This is a genomic window from Enterobacter sp. JS8-1 (genome assembly GCF_049187015.1).
Classification (GTDB): Bacteria; Pseudomonadota; Gammaproteobacteria; order Enterobacterales; family Enterobacteriaceae; genus Enterobacter; species Enterobacter mori.
This window is the reverse complement of record NZ_CP185805.1, coordinates 1,162,017-1,187,445: the sequence shown is the minus strand read 5'-3', so window position 1 is coordinate 1,187,445 and position 25,429 is coordinate 1,162,017. Positions and strand designations below refer to the sequence as shown.

The window sequence follows — 25,429 nt, the reverse complement described above, 5'->3', positions numbered from 1 at the left end:
GTTTATTCATCACAGCATTCAAAACAGGAGGTTTTATGCTCATCGTTGTTCCCGTCCTTATTTTTGTTGCGCTGGTCATTGTGGGCGCAGGCGTCAAAATTGTTCCTCAGGGTTATCAGTGGACCGTAGAGCGCTTCGGCCGCTATACCAACACGCTGCAGCCGGGCCTAAGCCTGATTGTTCCCTTCATGGACCGCATTGGTCGTAAGATCAACATGATGGAGCAGGTGCTGGATATTCCTTCTCAGGAGATCATCTCTAAAGACAACGCCAACGTCACCATTGATGCCGTCTGCTTTATTCAGGTGATTGACGCGCCTAAAGCGGCCTATGAAGTGAGCAACCTGGAGCTGGCGATCGTCAACCTGACGATGACCAACATCCGTACCGTGCTCGGCTCCATGGAGCTGGACGAAATGCTCTCCCAGCGCGACAGCATCAATACCCGCCTGCTGCACATTGTCGATGAAGCGACGAATCCGTGGGGGATCAAAGTCACCCGTATTGAGATCCGCGACGTGCGCCCACCGGCTGAACTGATCGCCTCCATGAACGCCCAGATGAAAGCCGAACGAACCAAGCGAGCCTACATTCTGGAAGCCGAAGGGGTGCGTCAGGCCGAGATCCTCAAAGCGGAAGGGGAAAAACAGTCGCAGATCCTGAAAGCCGAGGGCGATCGTCAGTCCGCATTTTTACAGGCGGAAGCGCGCGAACGTTCGGCAGAAGCGGAAGCCCGTGCGACGCAGATGGTATCCGAGGCGATTGCCGCCGGTGATATCCAGGCCGTGAACTACTTCGTCGCGCAAAAATATACCGATGCGCTGAAAGAGATCGGCTCCGCGAACAACAGTAAAGTGGTGATGATGCCGCTGGATGCCAGCAGCCTGATGGGGTCGATTGCCGGTATTGCCGAGCTGATCAAAGACAGTGGAAACGAGCGTAAAAAATGATTGAGCTGATCGTTGCACATCCTCATGCTTTCTGGCTAAGCCTCGGTGGCTTACTGCTGGCGGCGGAGATGCTGGGCGGCAACGGCTACCTGCTCTGGAGCGGCGTTGCCGCAGTCATTACCGGGCTGGTCGTCTGGCTGCTGCCTGTCGGCTGGGAGTGGCAGGGTGCACTGTTTGCAGTGCTCACGCTGGTGGCCGCGTGGCTGTGGTGGCGCTGGCTGAACCGACAGGTGAAAGATCAGAAACCGGCAGACGCCCACCTTAATCAGCGCGGGCAGCAGATTGTCGGCAAGCGTTTTACGCTCGACAGCGCACTGGTGAACGGGCGCGGGCACATGCGGGTGGGCGACAGCTCGTGGCCGGTGGTGGCCGACGATGACCTCAGCGCCGGTACCCAGGTCGAGGTCATTGCGGTGGAAGGCATTACCCTGCGGGTGAAAGCCTGTTAAGCATGCGCCTTACGGTGACAGCAGCCAGCAAGGTTGTCGATAATCGGGCAATCGGCGCTGTCATCGCCCGGGCATGAGTCCGCCAGCCCCAGAAGCTGTTCGCGCATCGCCTGCAGTTCTACAATGTGGCGTTCAATCTCCGCCACTTTTTCCAGCGTGCGCTTTTTCACATCGGCGCTGTGGCGCTTCGGATCGTTAAACAGGTTAACCAGCTCGCCGCACTCTTCCAGATTAAACCCCACCTGTCTTGCCTGGCGCAGCAGCGTCAGTTCATCAAGATGCAGCTGCGTGTAGCTGCGGTAGCCATTTTCACTGCGCAGCGGCGGCGTGACCAGCCCTTTCTCTTCGTAAAAGCGAATCGCTTTGCTGGTTAAGCCGGTTTTTTTCGCAACGTCACTGATATTCACATTTCCCCCTTGACCTTCCCCTTGATGGTGGGATTCTGAATGGCGCAGCCCTGTAAGGTACTGCGCCGAATCAGTATTTTACATGCTTAACTGACCCTCAAATCCCCCGCTTTGCCTCCAGAGTGTGGACACAATGTGGACATTCCGCTGAGGGGATTATAGCTCACAGCGTCCAGTAAATAATCTGGTGCGAAGTGCGCATAAACCATCGTTTGAGAAATATCCGCATGACCTAAGATCCGCTGTAAGGCAATGATGTTGCCCCCCTTCATCATGAAGTGCGTCGCGAATGTGTGCCGCAAAGCATGGGCCGCCTGTCCATCCGGCAAATTAGGTTTTGCCTCTTTCATCCTCAAGCGGAACGTTTTGTAACTTACCCGGAAAAGTCGCCCTGATTCCCTGTGTTTGATAATCCTGGCGATATCATCCGATATCGGGACAACGCGCCTTTCACCGTTCTTTGTCAGGGTAAACATAACTCTGTTACCGACAATATTTTCCGCTTTCAGATTGTATGCCTCTCCCCACCTCGCACCGGTAGCCAGCAGTAAAATCGCAATGCGGTAGTAATCACCGGAACATAGCGACAAGAGCCGATCAACTTCTGTCTGGGTCAGGTATGACATTTCGGTTTTGGGTTCTTTCAACGCTGCAACCGACGTCACGGGGTTTTCTCCGTGGAACTCGTCGATCTCCGCCATTGACTTGAAAACCCCACTCAAGGCGAAAAGGTCATGATTTATCGTTGAAGCCTTGATCCCCTGCTCCAGCCGGTATGCCCGGTAATCAATAATGCATCGCGCATCAAGCTGGTACAGCATAGGGTCGCCCATATCCTGGCAAATACAGTTAACCGCACTTAATCTGCGGTTCGCATAGTTTTTGTTTCGCCCGATCAGTTGCCACCAAAGCGCGATAAATTCACTTAGTTTTCGTTTATCTGCCGGTTTATTCAGATAATCATGATTCTGAAATTTGGCGATGATACTGCGTTCAAATGCGTGCGCATCTGCCTTTCTGTCAAACTTCCGCCGAATGCGTTTTCCATCGCGCCCGCGCGGCCTTACATCCACTTCATAGCGACCATCTTCGAGTTTCTTAACGGACATAAGAAGACCCTCCGATCGTCAGTTCACTATCCTGGTAACAAATAGTGAAAATGTAATGTTTATATATCGTTAGCCAGTCTGTTTCCCGGAGGGGTCTGATTGCGTTATTTCTTGCCCATAGTGTGCGAGAGCCGGTGCGATCTGGCCCCGGTTTGGGTCGATCCGATCATACATAAACCAGTCTTGGTACTTATGAAAACGGGGATGTCCAAAGATACTCACTGCTGCTTCAAGCGTCATTTTCGTCCTATCCCGTTCATACCCCCCATAACTTGAATAATTTAATCCTGTTAATTCAGACATTTGCCTTTTAGTTAACCGTTCAGAGTCGCGAATAAGCGCCAGTTTTTCACCTTGCGTCATTGACATAATGGTAAGATCTCATCACAATCATAAAAATTAAGCACACAGGCAACATTTGCCCACTGTGCCACCAGAAGCCGATAAGTGCTCATTAAGCCTCAAATGACCTCAACATATGGAGTCTAACAAATGACACAATTACGAGAAATTGATTTAACGGCGGGATCTCAACATTTACGCCAATTCCCGCTAGACAACGCTCGCGTTGCTCGCACATGCAAAATGACCACCGCGCAGGCTGAAAGCATCCGGGATATGAATACCGAAGAACTGCAAAAACAGATTTTCGTTACGCCGGTCGAGTTTGCTTATCTGACTGGCCGTACGTTAAAGAGCGTTCGCAACCTGATGGACCGCGCACAATTGCCAGTTCATCGCGAAGGGATGCCAGGTTCGAAACGTCCTAAGCGTTTCATCATGCTGCAAGAGTATTGGGCCGCTGTTGCGCATTGCCGCGCCCTCATCACACCAGAAGAAAGGCACTTCATTGATCGGTTGATGCGCGACAAGAAAACCTATCGCCAGATAACTGGGAAAACGCTTCAAACACCTAAGCGCACCCGCCGCAATTCTTTTTCACTTCAACGCGCCTGCTGACGGTAACGAGGTTCATCATGGATATGACGCAATGCCCTTCATTCGCCAGTCTGTTAACCAAAGGCCAGCAGGTAACACACCGCGCCCACACCCGTGGCTGGATTGAAACCCCGGACGGTCGCTTCTTCCAGCCAAAGGCAACCGACGTGCAGTTCATCAAACAGTCACGTTTGCCGTTTATGTCTCGCCCGCGCAATAAGCGCCGCTGGTTCGCCCGCTTGATGGGCATCTTCGCTTAGTTCTGGTGAGGTGGATATGTTCATGGATAAAACAGGACAGCAACCGGGACGCCGCAGTTTTCTGGAACAACGCGCCCGACTGCAAGCCAGTTTGAACGCCAACCGCGTGAACGATACGGCAACCCGCTTCAATCGCCTGGATGAAACTCGCAAGAAAGTGGTTTTCATCCTGGCGAATGATGCGGCCAGCCGCGTGGCCGGTTTACCACAACTGACCCGCCGCCACCTGAATTTAGCTTTTGCTGATCTGACCGAAGCGGAACAAACCTGCCTGATGATGGGGATTAAGCGCCTTTCAGAGTTCGCCGCGTCGATGCCGTGGGAATTTGAGGACTACGCCGCGCCCCGCGCTGAAATGCAGGCTTTACGTGACAAGCCGCCAGAGCCAGACAAACCAACCAATTAACAAATAACTGACCACAAAAAAGAAACAGGCGCTAACGCGTCGGGCTTCTTGCACCCTGGAGAAAGTAAAATGATTCGTTCGCTTGTGAAATGGCCTGGTGGTAAAAGCCGCGTAATTCCCGATCTGCTTCCCGTTCTGCCTAAAGCGGATTGCCTGGTTGAACCGTTCGTCGGCGGTGCTTCTGTTTTCCTCAATACTGAATATCGCCGTTATATCCTGGGTGATATCAATCCCGACCTGATTAACCTTTACCGCCAGATAACGCGCTGGCCGGATGCGGTGATTAACGCCGCCCGCCCGTTGTTTAAGGTGTATGGCGATAAAGACGGTTATCAGTGGGTCCGGGATGATTTCAACGCCCGTGCCAGAGATGATCTTTCTTCGCGTGAAGTTTTCGAAAACGGCCCGGACGCGGGCAAGATCCTTCGCGCTGCGCAATTCCTTTATCTGAATCGCCACGGCTATAACGGCGTTGTGCGCTACAACCGCCAGGGCGGATATAACGTTCCCTTTGGTAAGCATAAAACCCCGCCTTACTTCCCCGAAGAACAGATCCGCTTGTTCTCTGAAAAGGCCAACGACACGAAAGCCGTTTTCGTTTGTTGCGACTACCAGAGCACATTAAAAATCATGATTGGCAGTGATGCCGTTATCTACTGCGATCCGCCGTACCTGCCAGCGAGCGAAACAGCCAATTTTACCCAGTACCACACCGCCCCGTTTGGTGAGAAACAACACCGCCAGTTAGCTGCGGCCCTGCTGGCTGCCAACCGCCTGACTGGTTCGCCGGTGATCCTGTCAAACAGTGATACCCCAGTCACCCGTGAGATCTACAGCGCTTTTAATTTCCAGGAAATCAGCGTCAACCGTTCAGTGAGCGCGAGCGCCATTACCAGGGGGGCCGCCAGCGAGGTGATCGGCGTCCTCAAAGTGTGCGACGGCTGCGGGCGTGCCGGTGGCGGTCGCTGCCCAGACTGCGGCCCATGCTGCGGCGCGGCCACCGCAAAACTAATGAATGATATGGCCGCGGCTTACGACGTGGAGCCATTTTGATGGCGGCCTATTACAACGAAATAGATCCATTTGCGGCCCAATGGCTACGCAACCTTATTGCTGCCGGTCTTATCGCCCCCGGCATTGTTGACGAAAGGAGCATTGAAGATGTCACACCAAACGACTTACGCGGATTTACTCAAGTCCATTTCTTCGCAGGGATTGGTGTTTGGTCTTATGCCCTACGCCGCGCTGGCTGGCCGGACTCTCGCCCCGTATGGACGGGGTCTTGCCCATGCCAGCCTTTCAGCGCGGCAGGCAAAGGAAAAGGGTTTGCTGACGAGCGGCACTTATGGCCCGCCATGCATTGGCTGGCTGGGCAGTGCCGTCCTCTCGTTATCTTTGGCGAGCAATCTGCGAGCGCTGACGCAAACGACTGGATCGACCTTGTACAAACTGACATGGAAGGAATGGGTTATGCCTTCGGGGCGTGCGCGTTTCCGTCTGCGAGCGTCGGCGCACCGCATATCCGGGACAGGGCTTACTGGGTGGCCGACGCCGACCGCAAGCAATACGAAAAATGCCTACCAGGACGCGGAGAAAGTGATTGCACGAAAACTTGCTGGTCGCCAGTCGAACTTGCAGGACTTCGCCTGTCTGGCGGGGTGGCCGACACCAGCGGCAAGAGATCACAAGGGGGGTTATCAGGGCGGGAGGATGCGCAACGGGAAATTATCCACGGACACACTGGACGTGGTAGCCCAGATAGCGGATGCGGCCCGGTTAACGGCTTCTGGGGATCTGCTGACTGGCTGTTTTGCAGGGATGAAAAGTGGCGGCCAGTTGAACCCGAACTTATCCCGCTGGTTGATGGGGATTCCGCAAGAGTGGGAAAAATCCGCGCCTACGGAAACGCCGTCAACGCTGAAGCGGCAACGGCGTTCGTAAAAGCTTACATGATGGGGGCGTCCGATGTCTGACGTCTTCGCATGGGATTGGAACAAGCCCCGCCCCGCTATCGGGGCGTTTACCTTTGAATCTGCAAAGCTCGCCCCGCTCGCCGGGGCGGTGGCGCATCACCCTGCCGTTGAAAAGCATATCGACCGGCTTATCAAACGCGCCGGTTATAACCCGGCTGAGGTTCGCAATCGTGGAGCGCTGATCCATGCGCTGGACAAATACGAGCCGCACGGCCTGCCGTTTGCCGTACATCAAGAAATGGTCAGAAAAGATATGGCCGCCGCAAAGGCCGCCGCAGCCGCATGGGCCAGCACGCCGGAAGGTGTGGAGGCCCGTTTGTTGTCTGAGCCGTTTTTTATCCGCGAAGTCTGGCGCAAAAAAATCGACTGGTTACGCGCCAACCGTGAAGCCCGACACATTAATGATTTTCTTATGGGGACCGTGAAAAAATCATTACTGCGTCTTGATGTCGTGCGCAGCAAACAAGGCGTTGCGACAGACGTCAACAGCGAACTGGCCGCCTACTGGCATGGCCGCTGGCAACGCCTGGCAGATTTCACCAAACGGGAAGCGTTAAGCGCCGCGCATGAGATTGCCAACCGCCTGGCGGAAATGCTTGAAACCGAATGCGCCGCTTTGGGCCTGACCGCCGAGGGCATGAGCGTTGAGGAACTGGACTGGATTTATTGCCACCTGGGCCGCGAAATGCTGGCCCTTCGCGTTGTGCCTCCTGCCTGGACTGCGCCGTGGGAACGTGAGCGGATCTTTACTGCCATTCTAAAAATGTGCTCGCCTGACTGGTGGGGGCGCAAAATCTGGCGTCTTCGCTGCGACTGGCGCGAAAACCAGTTGCGTGCAATCGGCGCGGTTCACCGCAAGGCCCACGCCTATGTAAGCACCTCAAGTCTGATTGAATGGCAGGAACAGCGCCGTAAGAGCCGCGAATTTTTCAAAAGCCATGAGCTTGTCGACGAAGACGGCAACGTTTCATCGCTTGAAGATATGATTAACAAGTCCACATCCAATCCGGCGATCCGACGCCATGAGCTAATGGCGCGTATGGCTGGCGTGGAGCTTGTCGCACAACAGCGCGGCGATGTGGGCATCTTCCTGACCATCACTTGCCCGTCCAAATATCACAGCAATGTCGAATCCGGTCACCATAACAGCAAGTGGAATCACACCACCGTTGCCCAGGCGCAGCGGTATTTATGCCGCGTCTGGAACCGCGCAACCGCCAAACTGAAGCGTGAAGATTTACGCCCCTATGGCTTCCGTGTCGCAGAGCCACACCACGACGGGACGCCACACTGGCACGCCCTGTTATTCATGCCGCAGGCGGAAGTAAAAGCCACGGTCGCAATATTGCGCGAATACTTCACCAAAGAAGACCGCGCCGAACTGGGCCGCAATACCGGCGCTCGCTTCAAGTCCAAAAAAATGGACCCGCGCAAAGGGTCAGCAACGGCCTATATCGCGAAATATATTTCCAAAAATATCGACGGCCACGCGCTGGCCGGTGAGCTGGACGACGAGACAGGCAAGCCGCTGAATGAAACGGCCAAATATGCAATGGCGTGGGCATCGCTTCACCGCATCCGTCAGTTTCAGCCGCTGGGCCAGCCGCCTGTGTCCGTTTATCGCGAACTGCGCAAACTGAGCAACCAGCTAACCAGCCAGCGCAAAATTGCGAATACCTTCAAACGTGGCGCGGCAATGCTGGCCGATCCCGCAATGGATGCGGTCTGCGCCGCCGCCGATGTGGGTTGCTTCGCCACATACATATTGCGCCAGGGCGGTGTGTTGATCCCGCGTGAAAACTATGTCGTCCGCCTCGCCTATCAGCCAGCCGATGAAATGAATGCTTACTGTGAGATCCCGGAAAAGGTCTTCGGGGTCTGGTCGCCGCGCCTGGGCGATGCCTCCCGCATTTGCACGCGTCTGGTTAAGTGGACAATCCGCGCCAAATCTAAAGCCGCCACCGAGGCCAAAAGTGGCCCCGGTTTGGGGGTTGACCTTTTGCCGTCGCCAACCGGCGACGCTTGGAGTTCTGTCAATAACTCTACGGAAGACGAAAAAAACACCGATGTTTCCCCCCTGGGCGGTGATTCAGCAGGGTCAGAAATGACTGTGCCAGCTGACGTGGAGGGAATGACAGACGATTCAGGGGAAGAAATGGTCGATTTTGAAAACATGGATGCAGCCACGCGGCGCAAGCTGGTTCGCCGGTTACGGGAAATGCCCGTCAGGAGAGTGAAAACGGGGTCACCGTATGACCCAGGCAGTGATCTTGATGTTGCCTGGCGTGCTGCGGTGGAAAAAATCGAATCAAAATCAGCGGAAGAAAACGCCAGACGGGCCGCACTTGCGCCAGCGGTTGCCAGATTGCTGGCTGATGCCTCGCTTTATGCGCTGGATATTTCCGAAGCGCAGGCAATTTCACTGCTGAAAGGCAGCAGACTGGCAATAAACGGGAAGGTTTATCGCGCCAGTTTGGACGGCGAGATACTCACACGTCAGCAATACGACGAATCCGACACAGTAAATAAATTGTGGGAACGGCTGAGGGATAACCACGGCGTTGATGTGTCGCGGTTGCGGTTCGATCCAGTCGGCGAATACAGAAAGATGGTGGCCGCCGCTGAGAGTGAACCACCAAAACGATAAGTAAATCCCGCAGGCCGCCGCAACTGGTTGAGGTGGTCGGCGGGATTCTGCGGGTGCGGGCGGCAAAGAGCCCGCGGGTACCGCACTGCCATAGATGACTGTCCGGATCCGGACGGCAGAGCCATTTATGACAGTGCTGCAGGTTGAAAATGACAGTGTTGCCAGGAGATTAAAATGTCATATCTGGGAAGCAAGGCCGCCAGCGGCGTCTACCAAAAAATCATTGCGGAAATGCCGCCGCATGATACTTACATTGAAACGCACTTGGGCAGCGGCGCGGTTATGTTTTTCAAGCCGCCAGCCATGCGCAATTATGGTGCCGATCTTGACGAACTGGCGAGGGTGAAAACCTTGCAGCGCTGGGTAGATAAAGGCATGACACCACCGCGCCTAGATTTCTTCCACGGTGATGCTGTGCATTTTCTTGAAAGCCTGGTGCGTCCCGGTGCCCTTAATGGTTCGAACGGCTTCGAAAAGCTGGGGCGCGTGCTTATCTATTGCGATCCGCCATACCTGCCAGCGACCAGAACCAGCCGTGCCCGTTACAGGTTCGAATATACCGTCGATGACCATGTCCGGTTGCTGAAATGCCTTAAGACGTTGCCGGAAAACGTAAACGTTATTTTATCGGGTTACCCCTCAGAACTGTATGACAGCATGTTGCCGGACTGGCGCAGCCGGGAGTTTCAGGCAATGACTCGCGGCGGGGTTCGAACAGAGAAAATCTGGATGAATTTTGCGGAGGGTAAAGCATACACCCACGCCTTTGCCGGTAAAGATTACAACGACAGAGCCAGGATAAAGCGAAAGGTTGCCCGCTGGCGGGATAAGTTTGCCGCCCTGCCACCTGCTGAAAGACTGGCGATCATGACGGCTCTGTGTGAAGTAGAATAAAAAAAGCCCGCATGATTGCGGGCTTCTTTTATGCGGTCTGGCCGTTGAGCAGGTCCAGCGCGAACTGGCGTTCTTCTGGCTTGAGCCGGTCAATCAGGAATTTGACCAGCTTGTTACCGGTCAGCCCGCTGGGGCTGAGCGTGTGAGAAAACGTGGCGTTAAAAACAAACGTGTGGCCGCATTCAACTTCGGTGCACGCGCAGTATAAATCCGCCAGTTTTTTATCTTTCCAGTCTGATTTACGAATGATGGCCGGTTGGCCGCATTCAGGACATTTAATCTTAAAAACTCGCATGTTCACCACCCCGCACGCCATTGCTAACAATGGGGATGATTTTAAACTAATTATGCTCATTTTTCGCCCTTATCGGTGGTAATTACCGGCAATTCAACATCAAAATTCAGGTGTAAGCGTGGCGGGATCTCCGGGTCATTGTTCACCCCGTTCATAAATTTACGCTGTAACGGGATAACTTCGTCTTTCCGGTAGGTTGTGCGGGCGGTTTCAGGGTTGCCCATTACCGCGCCGTTCGTCGGGATGATGCCCGCCAGCCCTGCGGGGAAGCGGTGAGCGGTAAAGATATCCTGCGCGGTGATCCCTTTGATGTTCTGGAATTCATCCTTTGCGCTGACTTCCCCCACCGGCAGGATTTTAACCCCGTCCGGGTCTCCTTTCGGGATGTTGATAAACATGTTGCGGAAGTTGCCCAGCCCTTTCGACTGCGCAATTTTGTCTTTGATTTCATTTTCCATTTCCAGCGTTAAATTTGGGTCGCTGGTATACAGAATAAAGCCCATGTGTGCACCGTTGTTGTAGTAGCGGCGGCGGAAGATGGTCGCTTCGCTGTTAAGTAAAACGGAATGGATCCCGCCGATATAATCCGGCAGGCCATAGACCTGCTGACGCGGGTCATACATTTTAAAGAAGACAATGTCCTGCGGGTCATAAATCAGCGCCGGCCCCTCCTGGAGAATGGCGAATGTCCCGTCTTTCCGGCAGCGGAGATAAAGCGACGGCAGCGGCAGCAGGTCGATCACCTCCCCGAAAACGTTACGAATTTTCAGGATAGCGACGTCGCCAAACAGCAGATAATCAAAAACCATTTGTTCGACCTGGTCAGGCGTCAGGCCGCCCCCGATATAGCCACCGGCAACCATGTTGCGCCGTGCATACAAAACGCCACCATGCTGGCCGTTGAGGTTTGGCAACTGAGCCAGCGCCAGACGGTCAATCGGGAGTCGCCAGTGGTCATATTCATTGTCATACCAGATATTGTGATAGTCGGTACCGGTTGTGAGTATGGGTTCAGGTTCACCAAAGGTTATTACGCTGCCGCGTCCGGGCGTGAATGTTTCAACGTTGCTGCCGGTTGCAGCCCTGAATTTTTTCGCTTTCCGCTGTTTTTTAGTCGTCATGCTGCTTTCCCAAAAGCCCAGGTCGATGGGCGGTCAAATTCGTGATCGATAGGTTCGTTAATTACGGCGTGCGAGATAGCGAAGAAAACGTCCGCGTGGCCGGTTGCGTCTGAGCGTTCCGCGACGAACGTCAGCGCGTTGCCGCTGTTAGTCGTGGTGCGACGGATAGCCATAAATGACGCCGGGATTTCTACGCGCTCTTTGTTGGTTTCGTCTATGGCGTCTTTCGCCCATTCAATGCGCTTACGTTCCACGACGTCGATCATCTTCATTACCAGGCGGTTTTTACTTTCGACGCTGTAAAGAATGGCGTTCGCCTCGCGTGGGGCAAACTTGCTGACCAGGTCATACACCCCTTTCCCGATGCCGGTTGTGTCGATCCCGATGTAGGTAATATTAAAACGGCGCATAAGCTGCCGTATCTGGTCCGCCTGCCAGCTAAAGTTGAAGCCCTGCCATTGCCAGCAGGCCAGGACGCGGAAGCGTTCGCCATCGTGGATAGGGGGCGCGACAATCACAAAGGTGGAGTTGTCACCGGAGCGCGACGGGTCAAAACCTGCCCACACTTCGCGGTTACCAAAGGGCCGTGCGGCGGTCGGGTCATAATCCCCCCATGTTGCGCGGTCCACTTCGCAGCCAACCAGCGCCGAGAATTTGAAGACCGCGTCTTTACTGTCAACGAACTGGCACATGTAAAGCATGGCGAACGCAGTCGGGTTGTATTTATTGCGCAGGCGTTCAATATTGACGAGCGCACCCAGGCCGCCTTTGATCGCGTCTTCCATTGTGATGATGTAACGCCAGATCCCATCCGGGCAGATGATGCCCTGGCGCATGGTGCTTTCCTTGGGAAACTCAATCCCTTTGCGCTTCGCATCATCACCGCGCCACTCGTCGCCGGTCCATACCGGGTACGCCTGGTGCGTTTTGGCACTGGGCGTAGAAAAGTAGGTCGTCCTGAATTTGTTGTGCGTTGCCATTGCGCTGGCAACTTCATGCAGGCGCGTGAATTTCGGGATCCAGAAGACTTCATCACCGTACAGGTGGCCGTTAAAGCCCTGCGCGGTGCTGGCGTTCGTGGACAGAAAGCGCAGGATTGCGCCGTTACTGAGGCGGATATTTTTGCCGGTCAGCGTGATGCCGAAATGGTTCTGCGCAATCTGGACAATGTATTCGCGGAAGATTTCCGACTGAGCACGTGATGCGGAGAAAAACACCTGGTTATCACCGCTGATGACAGCGTCTTCAAAGGCTTCCCATGCAAAATAGTAGGTCATGCCGACCTGGCGGCTTTTAAGGATAAAGCGCCAGTCTTCGCCTTTGTGCTCGCGGCAATGTAGCTGATATTCGAAAAGATGTTCCTGCGCCCAGGTGTCGAGCATTTCAGGCGTCAGCCCGGAAACGTCGTTTTTCTTATACCGCCGCTTTCCTTCCCGTTCCCCTGGTTCCCCTCCTGCGCTGCTGAGACAATAGCCCTCCCCGTCATAGGATGCTTTTTTGGCCTGAATTTCGGCCAGTTTTTCGGCGTGCTTGTTGCGCTGCGCCATGAGCTTGACGTGATGGGCAATCAGATCGCGGAGTTCTTCCAGTTCCAGCGCCGTTTTTTTCTCACGGCGGGAAAGCTGGTCGATGCGGCGGGCGATGACGTTTTCCACTGATTCGACGGGCAGCAGTGATGCCCACTCGCCGACTTCAGCCCAGTGGTAAATGGTGCGTGGTGGAATATTCAATTCCTGCGCAATATCTTTCGGCGACCAGCTTTTAATGTATAGCGTGCGGGCCGCTTCTTTTAATTCATCGGAATATTTAGCCATGAGGCTATTATGACGGGATTATTTGACCAGATTGATAATTAAATATCGGCAGAAGGTGGTTAACCTTTCATAACCGAATGCATAAGAAATAAAGCGGTCGCGCTGTTTTATTTAATTGGCAATACTGACCACCACAGAAGAATCATTTAATTAACCTATTATCGAAGGTCAGTTATGCCACAACCCAGTTACCGAACTGATTGGCTATGTATTGCCACATCCGGCAAGGCCGTGGACGGACGCATCATTGAGCCACAATGGTTAATTGACGCGGCAGAAACATACACCCCCAAAACCTACACAGCCATGATTTGGCCGCATCATCCTCAGCACGATATCGGGGAGCGTGAATTTACATGCAATCTGGGTACTGTGGATGCACTGAAAGTGGAGACGGAAGGTGATGTCACTAAATTATATGCCCAGTTAATCCCTAATCAGTTTCTTATTGATGCCAACCGAATGGAGCAAAAGTTATTTACGTCTGCTGAGTTTATTCCTGACTTCGGCGGTAGCGGACGGGATTATCTTTTCGGACTGGCGGTAACAGATATTCCGGCAAGCCTTGGGACTGAGCGACTTAAGTTTATTCTCGCTGGAGAAGAAAAGGACGGCGAACGCGGAAGCCTGGAAACGTTCAGTCTGGGTAAATTGCAGACGAGCAAGCCGGATAAAAAAGATTCTTTCTGGACGCGGTTATTTTCGGCCAGCAAAGAATTAACGCCAACACCAGAACCTAACACCGACAAGCCCAACGAGGGCGAGGAACAAAAGATGGAAGAATTAAAAGCCCTCATTCAGCAATTGCTGGATTTAGTTAAAAGCGGAAAAGACGCTGCCAGCGGTGATGCCACCGACGTTGACACGCCAGAGCAGGCCGCCGACGAAGTGGCAGAGATTGCGGGTGACATTGCCGACGCTGCGGCCGAAGTGGCCGACCTTGCAGAGGAAGTGGCAGAGAACCCGGAAGACGAAGTCAAAGCGGAGGAATTCAGTGTTGCAAAAGCCAACCTGGTAAAAGCAATGAAAGCGTTCAACGTGACCCCGTCGAAACGCCCGCGCCGCAGCCGTCGCCGCGAATTCTCTGCACGTCGCCAGCCTGCTGATAACCAGTTGTCTGATCTTTCTGCGCAACTGTCCACGGTGCTGACGAAGCTTTCCGCGAGTGAGGATGGTAATACCCGCCGCCCAAGCCGTGCACCCGCAGGCGAACAGAAAAAACGCGAATTAGTTTAAAGCGCTCTTTGAAAGGAAAAGTACATGCAAAACGCGCAACAGTTGTCACCCCAGGCCGAAGGACTTTTGCATAAGTTCACGACGGAACTGGCGAAATCTTATGGTGTACGTGATACATCGAAATTCTTTGCGATCACCCCACCGAAGGAAACCCTGCTGCGTCAGGCGCTTCTGGAATCCTCCGAATTCCTTCGCCTGGTGAACGTGCGAGACGTGCAGCAAACCACCGGCCAGGTGGTCAGCACCGGTAAGCCAGGTATTTATACCGGTCGTAAAAAAGGCGGTCGCTTCCAGCGTCCTCTGGGTGTGGATGGCAATACCTATGCGCTGGCCGAAACTGATTCCGGCTCTTATCTGGATTACAACACCCTGACTAACTGGGCGAATTCCGGCAGTGAAGATGAATTCTTCCAGTTGATCCAGGCGTTCAGCAATGAGCAATTTGCACTCGATATGCTGCGCGTTGCGTTCAACGGTATCAGCGCCGCAGAAAACACCGACCCGGAAGCCAACCCGAACGGTGAAGACGTCAACATCGGCTGGCACCAGATTGTTAAAACGCGCTCGCCGGGTCAGATCATCACCGATGAAGTCACGCTGGGCGGGGCCGGTGCGGATTATGTTTCGCTGGATGCGGCAGTTACCGACCTGCTTCATACGTGCATCCTGGAGCATTATCGCAACGATCCAAATCTGTGCGTCCTCATTTCGGGTGACCTGATCGGTAAGGATGCCACCACCATGATGAACATGGTTGATCGCCCTACTGAGAAAGTTGCCGCGCAACTGATGAATCGTCAGATTGCCGGTAAACAGGTTTATACCCCGCCGTTCATGCCGGAAGGTCGCCTGATTATTACCACGCTGAGCAACCTGCATATTTACACCCAGGCAGGAACCCGCAAGCGTAAGGCAGACTGGAGCGACGACCGCAAACAGTTCGAAAACAGCTATCTGCGTATGGAAGGGTACGCTGTCGAGCATGACGAGCTTTATGCAGCGTTCGACAAAATCACCCTGGCTACAGATGAGCCAGCGCCAGAACCAGCACCGGGCGAGGGTGAATAAAGATGGCTATGTCCCCGTGTCAGCGACACCGCGCACGCGTCAAAACTGCAAAGGCGCTGGATAACCGCGAAGCCCTGGCGTCCTCGCCGGTTAGCTTCCACCTGCAAAAGCTGGAACTGGAAAAAGATGTGGAGCAACTCCGCAGCCTGCCGCGTACCGAAGATCGCATCGAGTTTAAACGCGATGTGTTGTTGCCGCGCTGGATGCCGACCGTTGAGACCTATCTTGCCGGTGAGACCCGCTTCGCAAATCCGGCCCTGGTTTACTGCGTGATCTGGTTGTTCGACACGGGGGAAATGGGTAAGGCGCTGGACTGGGCCGACGTGGCTATCACTGAAAACCAGTCGATGCCGGAGAACTTCAAAAGCACCATGCCCGCATTCGTGGCTGATACGGTGCTGGAATGGGCAGAGACCCAGGCGGAAGCCGGTCACAGCGTTGAGCCATATTTCAGCCGCACTTTCGAAAGCATCCGTGAAAAGTGGCGTCTTCACGAAGACATAAACGCAAAATGGTTCAAGTTCGCAGGGCTTTACATGCTGCGTGACGAGAAAGGCCAGCCGCGTGCCACTGCCGTGGATGACGTCGAAACGCTTGAACGGGCTGATGCCCTGCTGGCCCAGGCGCACGCGTACAACAAAAACGCCGGTGTCAGGACCATGCGCGACAAGATCCGCGCCCGTATTAACAGCCTGAACAAGCAATAACGACTCCCGCAGAGCCGGGACGGGCGCGGGGGAGGCATCAACCCTATGGGTTGTTGGCTATGGATCCCGTTAGCCCGTTTCTTTTGCAGACAAGGTGTAAACGATGAGTGGCCCAAGTTTCAGTATCAGCGGCAAACCGTTAACGGTCACGCCGACCGTTATCACCAACGGCGTGACATTCTGGCCTGATTTGGATCTGGCTGAATTTCAGGTATCGCGCACCCTGCCCGCTGACCTGCCGCCAGATACCGCAGGCGTTGCCCTGCTGGCGGCAATTGCAGAGGTCAACACGACGCTGGCCGACGTGGTGGCCTACTGGAACGGGAAAGGATGCGAACGGGCAGCCGACGTGCCGGGCGCAAAGCTGGGAGGCGAAACCCAGTTAACAGCCCAGTACAAAAAAGCGGTATACGCCCGCGCCAAAGCCGATTTGCTGGGCGAGTTCGCCACCATCGGACGACGTGAGTCACACCCGGGACAGGAAAGCCTGGACACCCGCGCCAACCTGCTGGCCGAAGCGGCCAACGTGATGCGCAACATGCTGCAACAGCCACGCGTAGGGGTGCATTTGATATGAGTCAACTAGAAAGCCTGACGGCGTTTATCACGGCAAACCTGCCACACGATGCCATGCAGATGTTTTCCAGTTCAATGGATGATTGCGAACTGGTCCGCAGTGCAAAAGCGCTGGGGAACGGCCAGCGGCGGATCGGCGTGCTGACGTACAGCGCCCGCTTGTCATGGGACAACTTTCCGTTTCGCAAGTATTCGCCTGGCCTGATTTATGCCCTGGTGCTTGCCTGGGTGGATGAGCATGCCAACGAGCTGCGCGACGAACTGAAATTAGCCGATCCGACCGTGGACCCGGAGTTCGACGACGAGGGAACGTGCATCCTTGATGTAGTCGTCGGACTGGCTGACCCGGTGGTCATCCGTGAAGTGGCAGACGGCCCGATCCCGTTCAGGGATAAAACGTGGGATATCGTCAACCCGGAAATCTGGGTCGCAGAGGAAGCCGAAGTCATTGTCCATATCGGTGATGCATCGTGATCCGTGGAGAGCTAAATCAGCAACAGCTAAAGCTGATGCGTGAAAAGCTGGCACAGGCCGATCTTCCCCCGCGCAAGCGGCAGCGTCTTTTATGGCGCGTGGCAAAGCTGGGCATTATCACAGCGGCCAAACGTCACCAGCGCCAGCAGGCGGCCCCGGATGGCACGCCGTGGGCACCGCGTAAGCGCGGCAAAGGGAAAATGCTTAAGGGTCTGCCCAGACTGCTGGCCGTGCGGGAAATGCCCGAAATTCAGGGCGTCAGGGTTTATCTCAAGGGCGGAAACTACCGCAACGGAAACAAGCCCGTCGCGGCGGGTCTGGTCGGTGCCGTCCAGCAGGACGGTGCGCGGATCCAGATGAAAGCCAGCACCGCCCCGCGCAAACCGCAGGCAAACCAGCCCGCATTACCGCGTCAGGCAAAGCGTCTGCGGGCGCTGGGGTACAAAGTCCGCAAGGGCAAACGCTGGGTGAAGCCGTCCAGCAAACAAATCATGGAAACCATGAGCATGGCGCAGGCGGGGCTATTAATCCGAAAGCTTAAAGGCACGCCAGCCAAGGGCACATGGACCATAGACATTCCGGGGCGCGTCTTTCTGGGAGTCAGTAACGATGAATTTAACCAAATCATTGCGCGGCAAATGCAGGCAATCGGCTTCGGCTGGGATGTCAACGCGCAGGATATCAGGGGGTAAAAATGACCTGGCCGACAGTCACAGTTAGTCAGAAAAACCGCTACAACGGCACAACGAACGATATCGAACGCGTTGTTCTGTTTGTGGGTTATGGCGACACCAACACCGGCAAAACCCAGCCGGTCAACACCGGAACCGATCTGGATAAGGCGCTGGGCGACGGCGACAGCCTGTTAAAACGGATTGTGGCCGCTGCTGCCAACAACGCCGGTCAGAACTGGTTTGCCTATGTCCATGTGCTGCCGGAGCCGGATACGGAGGCCCCAGACTACGAGCCGGATGTGGACTGGATGAACGCTGTCACGGCTGCCCAGAACGTGGCATCAACGGAAGGGGTGGTCCTGGCATTTGATGCCCCATCAAAAGCCACCATTAACCGCGCAACAGAAATGCGTTCAACGCTACAGGCAAAATTTGGTCGTTTCGTCTGGTTTGTCCTGTCTGTAGGTGGGCCAGCAGTGGCTGAGACAGAGACATGGGCGGATTATGTAAGCCGTCTGACGACACTACAGGATGGGATTGCATCACCGGGCGTACAGCTTACACCGCGTCTGTGGGGTAACGAACCCGGCGTCCTGGCGGGTCGCCTGTGCAACCGTTCGGTGACGGTGGCCGATAGTCCGGCCCGTGTGGCAACGGGGGCGGTCACTGCCCTGGGGAGTGATGAATTGCCGAAAGATGGCACCGGCGCAGTGCTGGATCTGGCCGTCCTGCAATCACTTCAGGTCAGCCGGTACAGCGTGCCGATGTGGTATCACGATTATGACGGCATTTACTGGTCAGACGGTCGCACGCTGGATGTTGAGGGCGGCGATTATCAGGTAATCGAAAACGTCCGCGTCGTGGATAAGGCTTCCCGACGAATCCGTTTGCGGGCCATTCCAAAGATTGCGGATCGCTCGCTGAACAGCACGCCGGGCAGTATTGCGGCGCATGAAACCTATTTCGGCAAGCCGCTGCGTGAAATGTCGATTGCCACGCAGATCAACGGGGTCGAATTCCCCGGAGAAGTGAAACCGCCAAAAGAGGGCGACATCACTATCACCTGGACCAGTAGCGTTGCGGTGCAAATTTTTATTGTTGTTCGGCCGTATGAGAGCGCGAAAGAAATCGGCGTCAGCATCGAACTGGATACATCACTGGAGAATCAGGCATGAGCGGAGAACGCATTAGCGGCGGATCGTTCGATGTGAACTATGACGGCGTCATGATTCACGTCGAAAACGCAACCGTCACCATTACGGATAACAGCGCAGTGGCGCAAACGCGTGGCGTTCCGAACGGCCACACAAAGGGGTCGGTGTCGGCGGATGTGGAAATCGAAGTCGATTCCCAGAACTTTAAAAAGTTTACCGCTGTGGCCCGATCTGCCGGTTCGTGGCGCGGCATCCCGGCAAAGGACTTTTTGTTCTACGCCAACGCCGGAGACGACGAAGAAAAAATCGAGGTGTTCGGCTGCGTGCCTGCGCTGTCTGACATCGTGAACATCAACCCCAACGAGGCCAGCAAGACCACGAAGAAAATTAAATTCATGGTGACCAGCCCCGATTTTGTAGCGATTGACGGCGTGCCTTACCTTTCAGCCCGCGACACTCGCGATCTGAAAGGTTAACACGATGCCAAATGGAGAAACGTCACTGCTGGCAAAGTTGCTGCTGATTGGGGCCGTGATTGGTCTGGGGCAACTGATGGTCAGCAGTGAGCAGATCACAACCCGCCTGCTGGTCGGGCGGATGATTCTGGGGGCTGCGGTGGCCCCGCTCGCCGCAATCCCGCTGCTGAAATTTCCCGATATGCCGGAACTGGTTGTCGTGGGTATTGCCTGCGCCCTGGGCATCCTGGGGAGCGCCTTTATCGAGGCCGGTTTAAAGCGCCTCGCGGAATACTGGCTTAAACGATGGGGAAGCAAACGTCATGAAACTGAGTGAGAAACAACAGCTTTTCACCGTGATGATCGCAAATCTGATCCACTTTGCTGAGGAAAAAGGCTACCGCCTGACATTTGGCGAGGCGTACCGCACGCCAGAGCAGGCCGCGCTGAATGCCAAAAAAGGCAGTGGGATTGCAAACAGCCTGCACACCCAGCGCCTGGCCGTGGATTTCAACCTGTTTATCAACGGGGAATATCAGACCGACAGCGAAGCCTATCGCCCGCTGGGCGAATACTGGGAGTCCATTGGCGGGGCATGGGGTGGCCGGTTCAGCAGGCCGGACGGCAATCACTTTTCCCTTGAGCATAACGGGGTCCGCTGATGCGTAACTTGCTGGGGTTACTGCTAATTCTGATTGCTGCCATGTCAGCGGGATGGCAGGCACACGACTGGCATGACGCAAAGTTAAAGCTGGCCGCCAATGAATCGGCAGAGCAAACCCGCCAGATTGTCGTGGAGGTCACGCGGCAGTCAGGCGAAGCGCTGGAAAAGAAACTCACGGAGTTAAAAGCCAATGAGATCCACACCGAACGGATTATCCGTACCGAAACCATTAAACCGGTTTTTAACAATGTGTGTGCTTCTGATGATTACGTCCGGTTGTTCAACGAAATGGCGGCCAGCACCGAGCGAACCTTATCAGGAAAACCAGTTAACCCTTTGCCCGGTAAGCCTGCCCAGACTGGCGGGGCCAACCGGTAACGACTTTGACGCGGCATTAACTGCCTATCGGCTGATGTATGCCGATTGCGCCGTGCGACATAACGCCCTGGTGGGCATCATTCGACAACGAAAGGAAGTAACCAAATGAGCAAGTCAAAAAAAATTGTCATGACCGTAGACGGTGTCAGCCTGAGCTTTGAGCCGAACAAAACCGCCTATAACAACCTGATTAACGAAATGACCATGACCAACAAGGTTGCACCGATGGCTACCTATCTGGGCCGCATTGTTGATCCTGAGTCAAAAGACGCTTTAAACAAGCTGATGGAAGATTACCCAGGCTGCGAAATGCAGATCGTCGAAAAGGTTAATGAAATTTATTCGCCGAAGCTTGAGATCGAAGTAAAAAACTAGCGGCGCGGGTGGCGGCCATTCGCACGAACAGACTGGAGCAATACCTTGCCCTTCGCCGCTACTACCTCCCGCACGAACCTGACGACGAAGAGAGCATCGCCCGCGCTATCTGGCTGGATGAGTATTTCGCCAGAACCAGGGCGAACAAAACGGCGGAAGGCATCGCCATTGCACTGAACGGAAGATGATATGAGTCACCTGGATTTTACGCTGAGCCTGATTGACAAGCTGACACGGCCATTAAAAACGGCCCAGTCTTCGCTGACTGGCTTTGCCGAAAAATCGCAGGCGTCTTTTACAAAAATCGGTATCGGAGCGGCGGCGGTCTGGGGTGTTGCCCAGTCCATCGCGGGGGTGGTTGGCCCTGCGTATGAAATGAATGCAGCACTTTCGGAAGTGGGTGCCAAAGGCGTGGCCGAAGAAACCCTCAAAAGGCTGTCCAGCGAAGCGCTTAAATTCAGCATTCGCTACGGTAAAAGCGCTGTTGATGTGGTGAATTCCAGTTATGCAATGAAAGGCGCAATGGCTGGTCTTTCTGATGCCGATCTGCCACGTGTGACAGTGGCGGCCAACACTCTGGCGGCAGGCGTAAAAGCCACAAGCGAGGAAGCGGGCGAATATATCGGCGCGATGGCTTCCCGCTTCAATTCGGAACTGTCCAGCCTGGGTCATGTCAGGTTTGCCGAAGAACTGGCCGGAAAAACGGCCTACATGGTGCAAAACTTCGGCGTGAAAATGCAGACCATGCAGGAGCTTATCGAGGGCACCAAAAATGCCGGGGCTGACTTCGGCGTCAGCATGGATGAACAGTTCGCGGTGCTGGGCACCCTCTCGCGCACCCTGGGCACTGAGTCAAGCGGCATCTACGAGCAGTTTTTGCGAAGCGCACCGGCTGCGGCTGAAAAACTGGGAATGAGCTTCGTTGATGCTACCGGCAAAATGCTGCCAATGGGCGACATCCTGCAAAAGCTGCAAGATAAATACGGAGCCAGCATTGAAGGGAACGTCAAAGCCCAGCAGGCGCTGGACGCCGCTTTCGGTGGCGGTGCTGATGTCATCAAAAAGTTGTACGGCCAGCAGGCAATTTTAAACCGCAATATCACAGAACTGGGGCGCAATGATGGCATGAAGCGCGCTCAGGAAATGGCCGAACGTATGGCGAAGCCGTGGGAACGGATCGTCGCGACGTTTTACGCGATGCGTGTCGCGCTGGGCAATACGCTGATCCCTATCCTTACACCGATGATGAACCGCGTTGCCGATGTAGGGGCGAAATTCGCCCGCTGGCTGGAAATGTTCCCCAACATTGCCCGCTGGCTGGGTTATATCACCCTGGGCGTGCTGTCCTTCGGGCTGGCCGGTGCGGCAACGAATATCGTGATGGGCATTTTTGGATTCACTATGGTGGGCCTGAGTGCAATCGCAAAAGTGCTGGGCGGAGCCTGGAAAGCCCTGGTATGGACGCTTAACTTGTTGCGTCCGTCGCTGCTGACAACCCGCATTGGTCTGGCTGCACTGTGGATCCAGTCGAAGCTGTTAGCCCTGTGGACCGGTGTTTGCCGTGTCGCGCTGGTTGCCTGGAATGTCGTGTTAAAAGCCGGAGCCGTTGCCATGCGTGTGTATGGCGTGGCAACCATGTTTGCCGGTGCGGCCATGCAACTGCTGACCAGCCCGATCACCCTGATTATTGCCGCCCTGGCATTGCTGGGGCTGGGTGTCTGGTATGTCGTCAACCACTGGGAAGAACTGAAAGCGGCAGTGATGAACACCGAGGCCTTTGCATGGGTGATGAGTGTAGCCGCGCAGGTCGGCCAGGTGTTTGCCAGCGTCTGGCAATCCATCACTGATGGCTGGGCCGCCGTGGTTGAATTCTTCTCTGGTCTGTCACCGCTTGCCGCCTTTGAAGGGTTCGCGGATACCATCGGCGGTGTATTCCGTAAGCTTTTTGATGTTCTCAAAAATACTTTTGCGTCTACCTATAACTGGATCGCCGAGAAGCTTAACAAAATCCCCGGCGTCAATATCGATCTCAAGACCGTTTCACCGTCTGCCGGGTCGGCGATTCCGGCACCCACTGTTATTTCTGATGGTGCTGCAGGTCCGCCAGCGCTGAACGCGCCGTCTTTGCTGGCGGGCAACAAAATCAATGCGGATATCCCACGCGGTGGCCTGATGAGCCAGGTTAAATCTGACAGTAAAACCGTTGTGGATAGCCGTAAAACATGGGGCGACACCTATATCAACGCCCCGAACGGAATCACCCCGGCCCAGTTGGCCGAATGGCAGGAGCTTAACGCCGGATGAGTACCGAACCGCTTTACATCGATCTGCTGATCACAGACGGCGATTTCACGCTGGACAGCGGCAACGAGCCGCAACGTTGTAACAACCGTGACAGCATCGCCCAGGACATCATTCACAGCATTCTGGAAAGTGGTGTTACCACCCGCCTGATAGGCGAACGTAGTCCAACGATGCGCGGTGATGTGCTGACCCAGCTTTCCCTTCTGGTGGAAAGCGATGAACGTCTGATCCCTGGCACGGTGGTGATCACCGAAGAAAGTCTCACCAGGTTGTATGTCACAGCAGAAACCTATGAGTTCGGCAGTGTGGGAACTGAGGTTAATTATGACTGAGAAACCAAACGTCGATTTTGAGCAGGTACTGAATGACAGCGGCATGCCGTCAACAGAGGCCGAAGCTACGGCGATTTTCAAGAAAACCGTTGAGGCGGAAGGGTTCGTCACCAATACGTCGAGAATGTCACCTTTCTGGCGTCTGATTTCGAAAATTGTCACTACCCCGGTGATGTGGCTGCGCGACGCGTTAATCAACGTGGTATTGCAAAATATGTTCGTTGCAACAGCTACAGGGCCAATGCTTCGCCTCCTGGCCTGGGCTGTGAATATAGAAGCAAAGCCCGCCAGTCCTGCCGCTGGGGTGCTGCGATTCTATAAAGAGAACGCAGATAATGAGACTGTCGTACCTGCCGGAACGATAGTTCAAACCGAACGCATCAACGGGGTGGTGTATTCGCTGGCCGTCACAGAAGACACGACGTTACCGGAAGGTGTTGAAAGTGGTCTGGTGCCGGTCGCGGCAACAGGCAGCGGCAGCGGTTATAACCTTGCACCAGGTTACTACCGTATTCTGCCGGTCGCCGTCGCGGGAATTGCCAGCGCAGTGAATGAGGAAGACTGGTTAGTTACGCCCGGTGCAAATGAGGAGTCCGACGACGAGCTACGCGACCGCGCCCGCAATCAGTTTAACCTGGTTGGCAGTTATCACACGGACGCCATCTACCGCAGCATGATTGCGGGTGTGGTGGGCCTGAGCGTGGATCGCATCTTCTTTTTGCACGACGCCCCACGCGGACCCGGTACAGCAAACGCCTATTTATTACTGGATAGCGGTGAAGCTTCGCAGCCCTTTATTGATGCGGTTAACGATTATGTGAATAGCCAGGGTCACCACGGGCATGGTGATGACATGCAGTGTTTCGCCATGCCGGAAACCAGCCACACGCTGGCGGTCACGGTGTATGTGGAAAGCATTGAGAACATGGAGCCGGAAGCCCTGAGCGCATTAAAGAGCAACATAACGAACCTGATCCGCTGCGCGTTTCGTGAGAATGCCGACTATGACGTTAAAAAAACGTGGCCTTATGGGCGCTTCTCTTTTTCAAACCTTGGGCGCGAAATCCATAAGGCGTTTCCGGTGGTCGATTCGCTGAGTTTTTCCCTGACCGATATTGTCAGTGAACTGTCTGTGCCACGTCTGGCCGGACTTACCGTGGAGATCGTGAATGACTGAGTTTTCCCGAAAGCTGGCCGGTCTGAAACTCCCCACGTGGATGGACCGGGGCGACCCCGCCAGGCTGCTGCGAGCCTGTGTGAAATTCTGGTCACTGGTCTACGACTGGATCACCTGGCCGCTTAAACAGTTTGATCCGCTGACCTGTACGGAACCACTGTTAAATCTTATCGCCTGGGAGCGGGATATTACCCGTTTCAGGGGCGAGCCTCTCGACCTGTATCGCAAGCGCGTAAGTTATGCATTCATCAACGCGCAGCAGGCCGGAGAGGTGGCTGGATTTATTGCCATATTTGAGCGGCTGGGGATCGGGTATGTCGAGATCCAGGAACGTCAGGAGGGCATGGACTGGGATGTCATCACGGTCAGGGTTACAGACAGTCAGATCTCAGATAACAGCGATCTCCTGTTAGAAATTATTCGCAAGTATGGCCGGACGTGTCGCCGGTATCGCTTCGAAGTGATCACCACCCTGCCGGTGCATATCAATATTGGTTGGTATCAGGGTGACTATGTTTGCTGGCCCGCCACGCTGGGCGATGTAACAAACGAATCAAGCGCGACATATAGCGCCAGTTTGCTGTAGGAATA

General features: G+C 54.7%; 32 protein-coding genes. 26 read left to right on the top strand and 6 right to left on the bottom strand.

The genetic code is table 11. The features are described from left to right. The first annotated feature begins 35 nt into the window (after nucleotides 1-35). The gene (locus tag ACOQH0_RS05545; protein ID WP_042715719.1) at nucleotides 36-950 is read left to right on the top strand and encodes an SPFH domain-containing protein; all 915 of its coding nucleotides are present in this window, start codon (nucleotides 36-38) and stop codon (nucleotides 948-950) included. Then, nucleotides 947-1,399: an NfeD family protein gene (locus tag ACOQH0_RS05540; RefSeq protein ID WP_042715721.1), complete on the top strand. Its 453-nt coding sequence runs from the start codon at nucleotides 947-949 to the stop codon at nucleotides 1,397-1,399. The genes ACOQH0_RS05545 and ACOQH0_RS05540 overlap by 4 nt, the downstream gene beginning before the upstream one ends. Here the strand turns inward: ACOQH0_RS05540 and cueR are convergent. The 3 genes from cueR to ACOQH0_RS05525 all read right to left on the bottom strand — a co-directional run bounded on the left by cueR (nucleotide 1,396) and on the right by ACOQH0_RS05525 (nucleotide 3,284). Then, nucleotides 1,396-1,806 (bottom strand): Cu(I)-responsive transcriptional regulator, encoded by a 411-nt coding sequence (gene cueR / locus ACOQH0_RS05535; protein ID WP_010428217.1) that lies wholly within the window; start codon nucleotides 1,804-1,806, stop codon nucleotides 1,396-1,398. The two genes, ACOQH0_RS05540 and cueR, sit on opposite strands and share 4 nt — an antisense overlap. Before the next feature lie 86 nt (nucleotides 1,807-1,892). Then, entirely contained in the window at nucleotides 1,893-2,915 is a 1,023-nt protein-coding gene (locus tag ACOQH0_RS05530) for a phage integrase (protein ID WP_095907469.1), read from the bottom strand. Between the two features lie 69 nt (nucleotides 2,916-2,984). After that, on the bottom strand, nucleotides 2,985-3,284 hold the full coding sequence (locus ACOQH0_RS05525) for a helix-turn-helix transcriptional regulator (RefSeq protein WP_095907468.1): 300 nt from the start codon (nucleotides 3,282-3,284) through the stop codon (nucleotides 2,985-2,987). Between the two features lie 123 nt (nucleotides 3,285-3,407). Here ACOQH0_RS05525 and ACOQH0_RS05520 point away from each other — a divergent pair, with 123 nt between their 5' ends. From ACOQH0_RS05520 to ACOQH0_RS05490, 7 genes are all read left to right on the top strand, one after another. After that, nucleotides 3,408-3,875, top strand: a complete 468-nt coding sequence (locus ACOQH0_RS05520; RefSeq protein WP_243452368.1) for a hypothetical protein — start codon at nucleotides 3,408-3,410, stop codon at nucleotides 3,873-3,875. A 17-nt stretch (nucleotides 3,876-3,892) separates the two neighbouring features. Continuing rightward, nucleotides 3,893-4,114: a phage filamentation protein Fil family protein gene (locus ACOQH0_RS05515; protein WP_058672424.1), complete on the top strand. Its 222-nt coding sequence runs from the start codon at nucleotides 3,893-3,895 to the stop codon at nucleotides 4,112-4,114. Between the two features lie 22 nt (nucleotides 4,115-4,136). Next, nucleotides 4,137-4,520, top strand: a complete 384-nt coding sequence (locus tag ACOQH0_RS05510; RefSeq protein WP_176686562.1) for a hypothetical protein — start codon at nucleotides 4,137-4,139, stop codon at nucleotides 4,518-4,520. Between the two features lie 69 nt (nucleotides 4,521-4,589). Beyond that, complete coding sequence (locus tag ACOQH0_RS05505; RefSeq protein ID WP_421511712.1) at nucleotides 4,590-5,573, top strand: DNA adenine methylase; 984 nt, start codon at nucleotides 4,590-4,592, stop codon at nucleotides 5,571-5,573. Continuing rightward, nucleotides 5,573-6,493: a DNA cytosine methyltransferase gene (locus ACOQH0_RS05500; RefSeq protein ID WP_421511711.1), complete on the top strand. Its 921-nt coding sequence runs from the start codon at nucleotides 5,573-5,575 to the stop codon at nucleotides 6,491-6,493. Before ACOQH0_RS05505 ends, ACOQH0_RS05500 begins: the two co-directional genes overlap by 1 nt. Continuing rightward, nucleotides 6,486-9,140, top strand: coding sequence for a replication endonuclease (locus tag ACOQH0_RS05495; protein WP_421511710.1), 2,655 nt, complete (start codon nucleotides 6,486-6,488; stop codon nucleotides 9,138-9,140). Before ACOQH0_RS05500 ends, ACOQH0_RS05495 begins: the two co-directional genes overlap by 8 nt. Nucleotides 9,141-9,314: 174 nt before the next feature. Next, nucleotides 9,315-10,034 carry a DNA adenine methylase gene (locus ACOQH0_RS05490; RefSeq protein WP_421511709.1) on the top strand — a complete coding sequence of 240 codons (720 nt, stop codon included), beginning with the start codon at nucleotides 9,315-9,317 and terminating at the stop codon, nucleotides 10,032-10,034. Nucleotides 10,035-10,062: 28 nt separating this feature from the next. Here the strand turns inward: ACOQH0_RS05490 and ACOQH0_RS05485 are convergent, their stop codons facing one another. Genes ACOQH0_RS05485 through ACOQH0_RS05475 form a run of 3 tightly spaced genes read right to left on the bottom strand, consistent with a single transcriptional unit; the run spans nucleotide 10,063 to nucleotide 13,264 of the window. Next, a complete protein-coding gene (locus ACOQH0_RS05485) occupies nucleotides 10,063-10,329 on the bottom strand; it encodes an ogr/Delta-like zinc finger family protein (RefSeq protein WP_421511708.1) in 267 nt (88 codons plus the stop codon). A 56-nt stretch (nucleotides 10,330-10,385) separates the two neighbouring features. Next, nucleotides 10,386-11,450, bottom strand: coding sequence for a phage portal protein (locus tag ACOQH0_RS05480; protein ID WP_421511707.1), 1,065 nt, complete (start codon nucleotides 11,448-11,450; stop codon nucleotides 10,386-10,388). Beyond that, a complete protein-coding gene (locus tag ACOQH0_RS05475; RefSeq protein WP_421511706.1) occupies nucleotides 11,447-13,264 on the bottom strand; it encodes a terminase large subunit domain-containing protein in 1,818 nt (605 codons plus the stop codon). Before ACOQH0_RS05475 ends, ACOQH0_RS05480 begins: the two co-directional genes overlap by 4 nt. Before the next feature lie 174 nt (nucleotides 13,265-13,438). Between ACOQH0_RS05475 and ACOQH0_RS05470 the strand changes: the two genes are divergently transcribed. The 17 genes from ACOQH0_RS05470 (at nucleotide 13,439) to ACOQH0_RS05390 (ending at nucleotide 25,424) form a co-directional block, all read left to right on the top strand. Further along, a complete protein-coding gene (locus ACOQH0_RS05470) occupies nucleotides 13,439-14,500 on the top strand; it encodes a GPO family capsid scaffolding protein (protein WP_421511705.1) in 1,062 nt (353 codons plus the stop codon). Between the two features lie 24 nt (nucleotides 14,501-14,524). Next, nucleotides 14,525-15,568, top strand: coding sequence for a phage major capsid protein, P2 family (locus ACOQH0_RS05465; RefSeq protein WP_368279506.1), 1,044 nt, complete (start codon nucleotides 14,525-14,527; stop codon nucleotides 15,566-15,568). A 2-nt stretch (nucleotides 15,569-15,570) separates the two neighbouring features. Then, complete coding sequence (gene gpM, locus ACOQH0_RS05460) at nucleotides 15,571-16,275, top strand: phage terminase small subunit (RefSeq protein WP_421511704.1); 705 nt, start codon at nucleotides 15,571-15,573, stop codon at nucleotides 16,273-16,275. A gap of 103 nt (nucleotides 16,276-16,378) precedes the next feature. Beyond that, on the top strand, nucleotides 16,379-16,852 hold the full coding sequence (locus ACOQH0_RS05455) for a head completion/stabilization protein (RefSeq protein ID WP_421511703.1): 474 nt from the start codon (nucleotides 16,379-16,381) through the stop codon (nucleotides 16,850-16,852). Beyond that, nucleotides 16,849-17,325, top strand: a complete 477-nt coding sequence (locus ACOQH0_RS05450; protein WP_421511702.1) for a phage tail protein — start codon at nucleotides 16,849-16,851, stop codon at nucleotides 17,323-17,325. The genes ACOQH0_RS05455 and ACOQH0_RS05450 overlap by 4 nt, the downstream gene beginning before the upstream one ends. Continuing rightward, a complete protein-coding gene (locus ACOQH0_RS05445) occupies nucleotides 17,319-18,017 on the top strand; it encodes a hypothetical protein (RefSeq protein WP_147720029.1) in 699 nt (232 codons plus the stop codon). Before ACOQH0_RS05450 ends, ACOQH0_RS05445 begins: the two co-directional genes overlap by 7 nt. 2 nt (nucleotides 18,018-18,019) lie before the next feature. Continuing rightward, entirely contained in the window at nucleotides 18,020-19,174 is a 1,155-nt protein-coding gene (locus tag ACOQH0_RS05440; RefSeq protein WP_421511701.1) for a DUF2586 domain-containing protein, read from the top strand. Then, a complete protein-coding gene (locus tag ACOQH0_RS05435) occupies nucleotides 19,171-19,629 on the top strand; it encodes a phage protein (RefSeq protein WP_095907443.1) in 459 nt (152 codons plus the stop codon). The genes ACOQH0_RS05440 and ACOQH0_RS05435 overlap by 4 nt, the downstream gene beginning before the upstream one ends. A 4-nt stretch (nucleotides 19,630-19,633) precedes the next feature. Beyond that, entirely contained in the window at nucleotides 19,634-19,945 is a 312-nt protein-coding gene (locus ACOQH0_RS05430) for a holin (protein WP_421511700.1), read from the top strand. Then, nucleotides 19,932-20,270, top strand: coding sequence for a M15 family metallopeptidase (locus tag ACOQH0_RS05425; RefSeq protein ID WP_284962999.1), 339 nt, complete (start codon nucleotides 19,932-19,934; stop codon nucleotides 20,268-20,270). The genes ACOQH0_RS05430 and ACOQH0_RS05425 overlap by 14 nt, the downstream gene beginning before the upstream one ends. Further along, nucleotides 20,270-20,650, top strand: a complete 381-nt coding sequence (locus tag ACOQH0_RS05420) for a hypothetical protein (protein ID WP_421511699.1) — start codon at nucleotides 20,270-20,272, stop codon at nucleotides 20,648-20,650. The genes ACOQH0_RS05425 and ACOQH0_RS05420 overlap by 1 nt, the downstream gene beginning before the upstream one ends. Before the next feature lie 105 nt (nucleotides 20,651-20,755). Continuing rightward, the gene (locus ACOQH0_RS05415; RefSeq protein WP_323283424.1) at nucleotides 20,756-21,025 is read left to right on the top strand and encodes a putative phage tail assembly chaperone; all 270 of its coding nucleotides are present in this window, start codon (nucleotides 20,756-20,758) and stop codon (nucleotides 21,023-21,025) included. 8 nt (nucleotides 21,026-21,033) lie between these two features. After that, nucleotides 21,034-21,213 (top strand): DUF6890 family protein, encoded by a 180-nt coding sequence (locus ACOQH0_RS05410; RefSeq protein WP_421511698.1) that lies wholly within the window; start codon nucleotides 21,034-21,036, stop codon nucleotides 21,211-21,213. Nucleotide 21,214: 1 nt separating this feature from the next. Further along, the gene (locus ACOQH0_RS05405) at nucleotides 21,215-23,329 is read left to right on the top strand and encodes a phage tail tape measure protein (protein WP_421511696.1); all 2,115 of its coding nucleotides are present in this window, start codon (nucleotides 21,215-21,217) and stop codon (nucleotides 23,327-23,329) included. Further along, complete coding sequence (locus ACOQH0_RS05400; RefSeq protein WP_284963005.1) at nucleotides 23,326-23,661, top strand: DUF2590 family protein; 336 nt, start codon at nucleotides 23,326-23,328, stop codon at nucleotides 23,659-23,661. The genes ACOQH0_RS05405 and ACOQH0_RS05400 overlap by 4 nt, the downstream gene beginning before the upstream one ends. Beyond that, on the top strand, nucleotides 23,654-24,838 hold the full coding sequence (locus tag ACOQH0_RS05395; protein WP_421511695.1) for a baseplate J/gp47 family protein: 1,185 nt from the start codon (nucleotides 23,654-23,656) through the stop codon (nucleotides 24,836-24,838). The genes ACOQH0_RS05400 and ACOQH0_RS05395 overlap by 8 nt, the downstream gene beginning before the upstream one ends. After that, nucleotides 24,831-25,424, top strand: a complete 594-nt coding sequence (locus ACOQH0_RS05390; RefSeq protein ID WP_421511694.1) for a phage tail protein — start codon at nucleotides 24,831-24,833, stop codon at nucleotides 25,422-25,424. Before ACOQH0_RS05395 ends, ACOQH0_RS05390 begins: the two co-directional genes overlap by 8 nt. Nucleotides 25,425-25,429 lie beyond the last annotated feature (5 nt).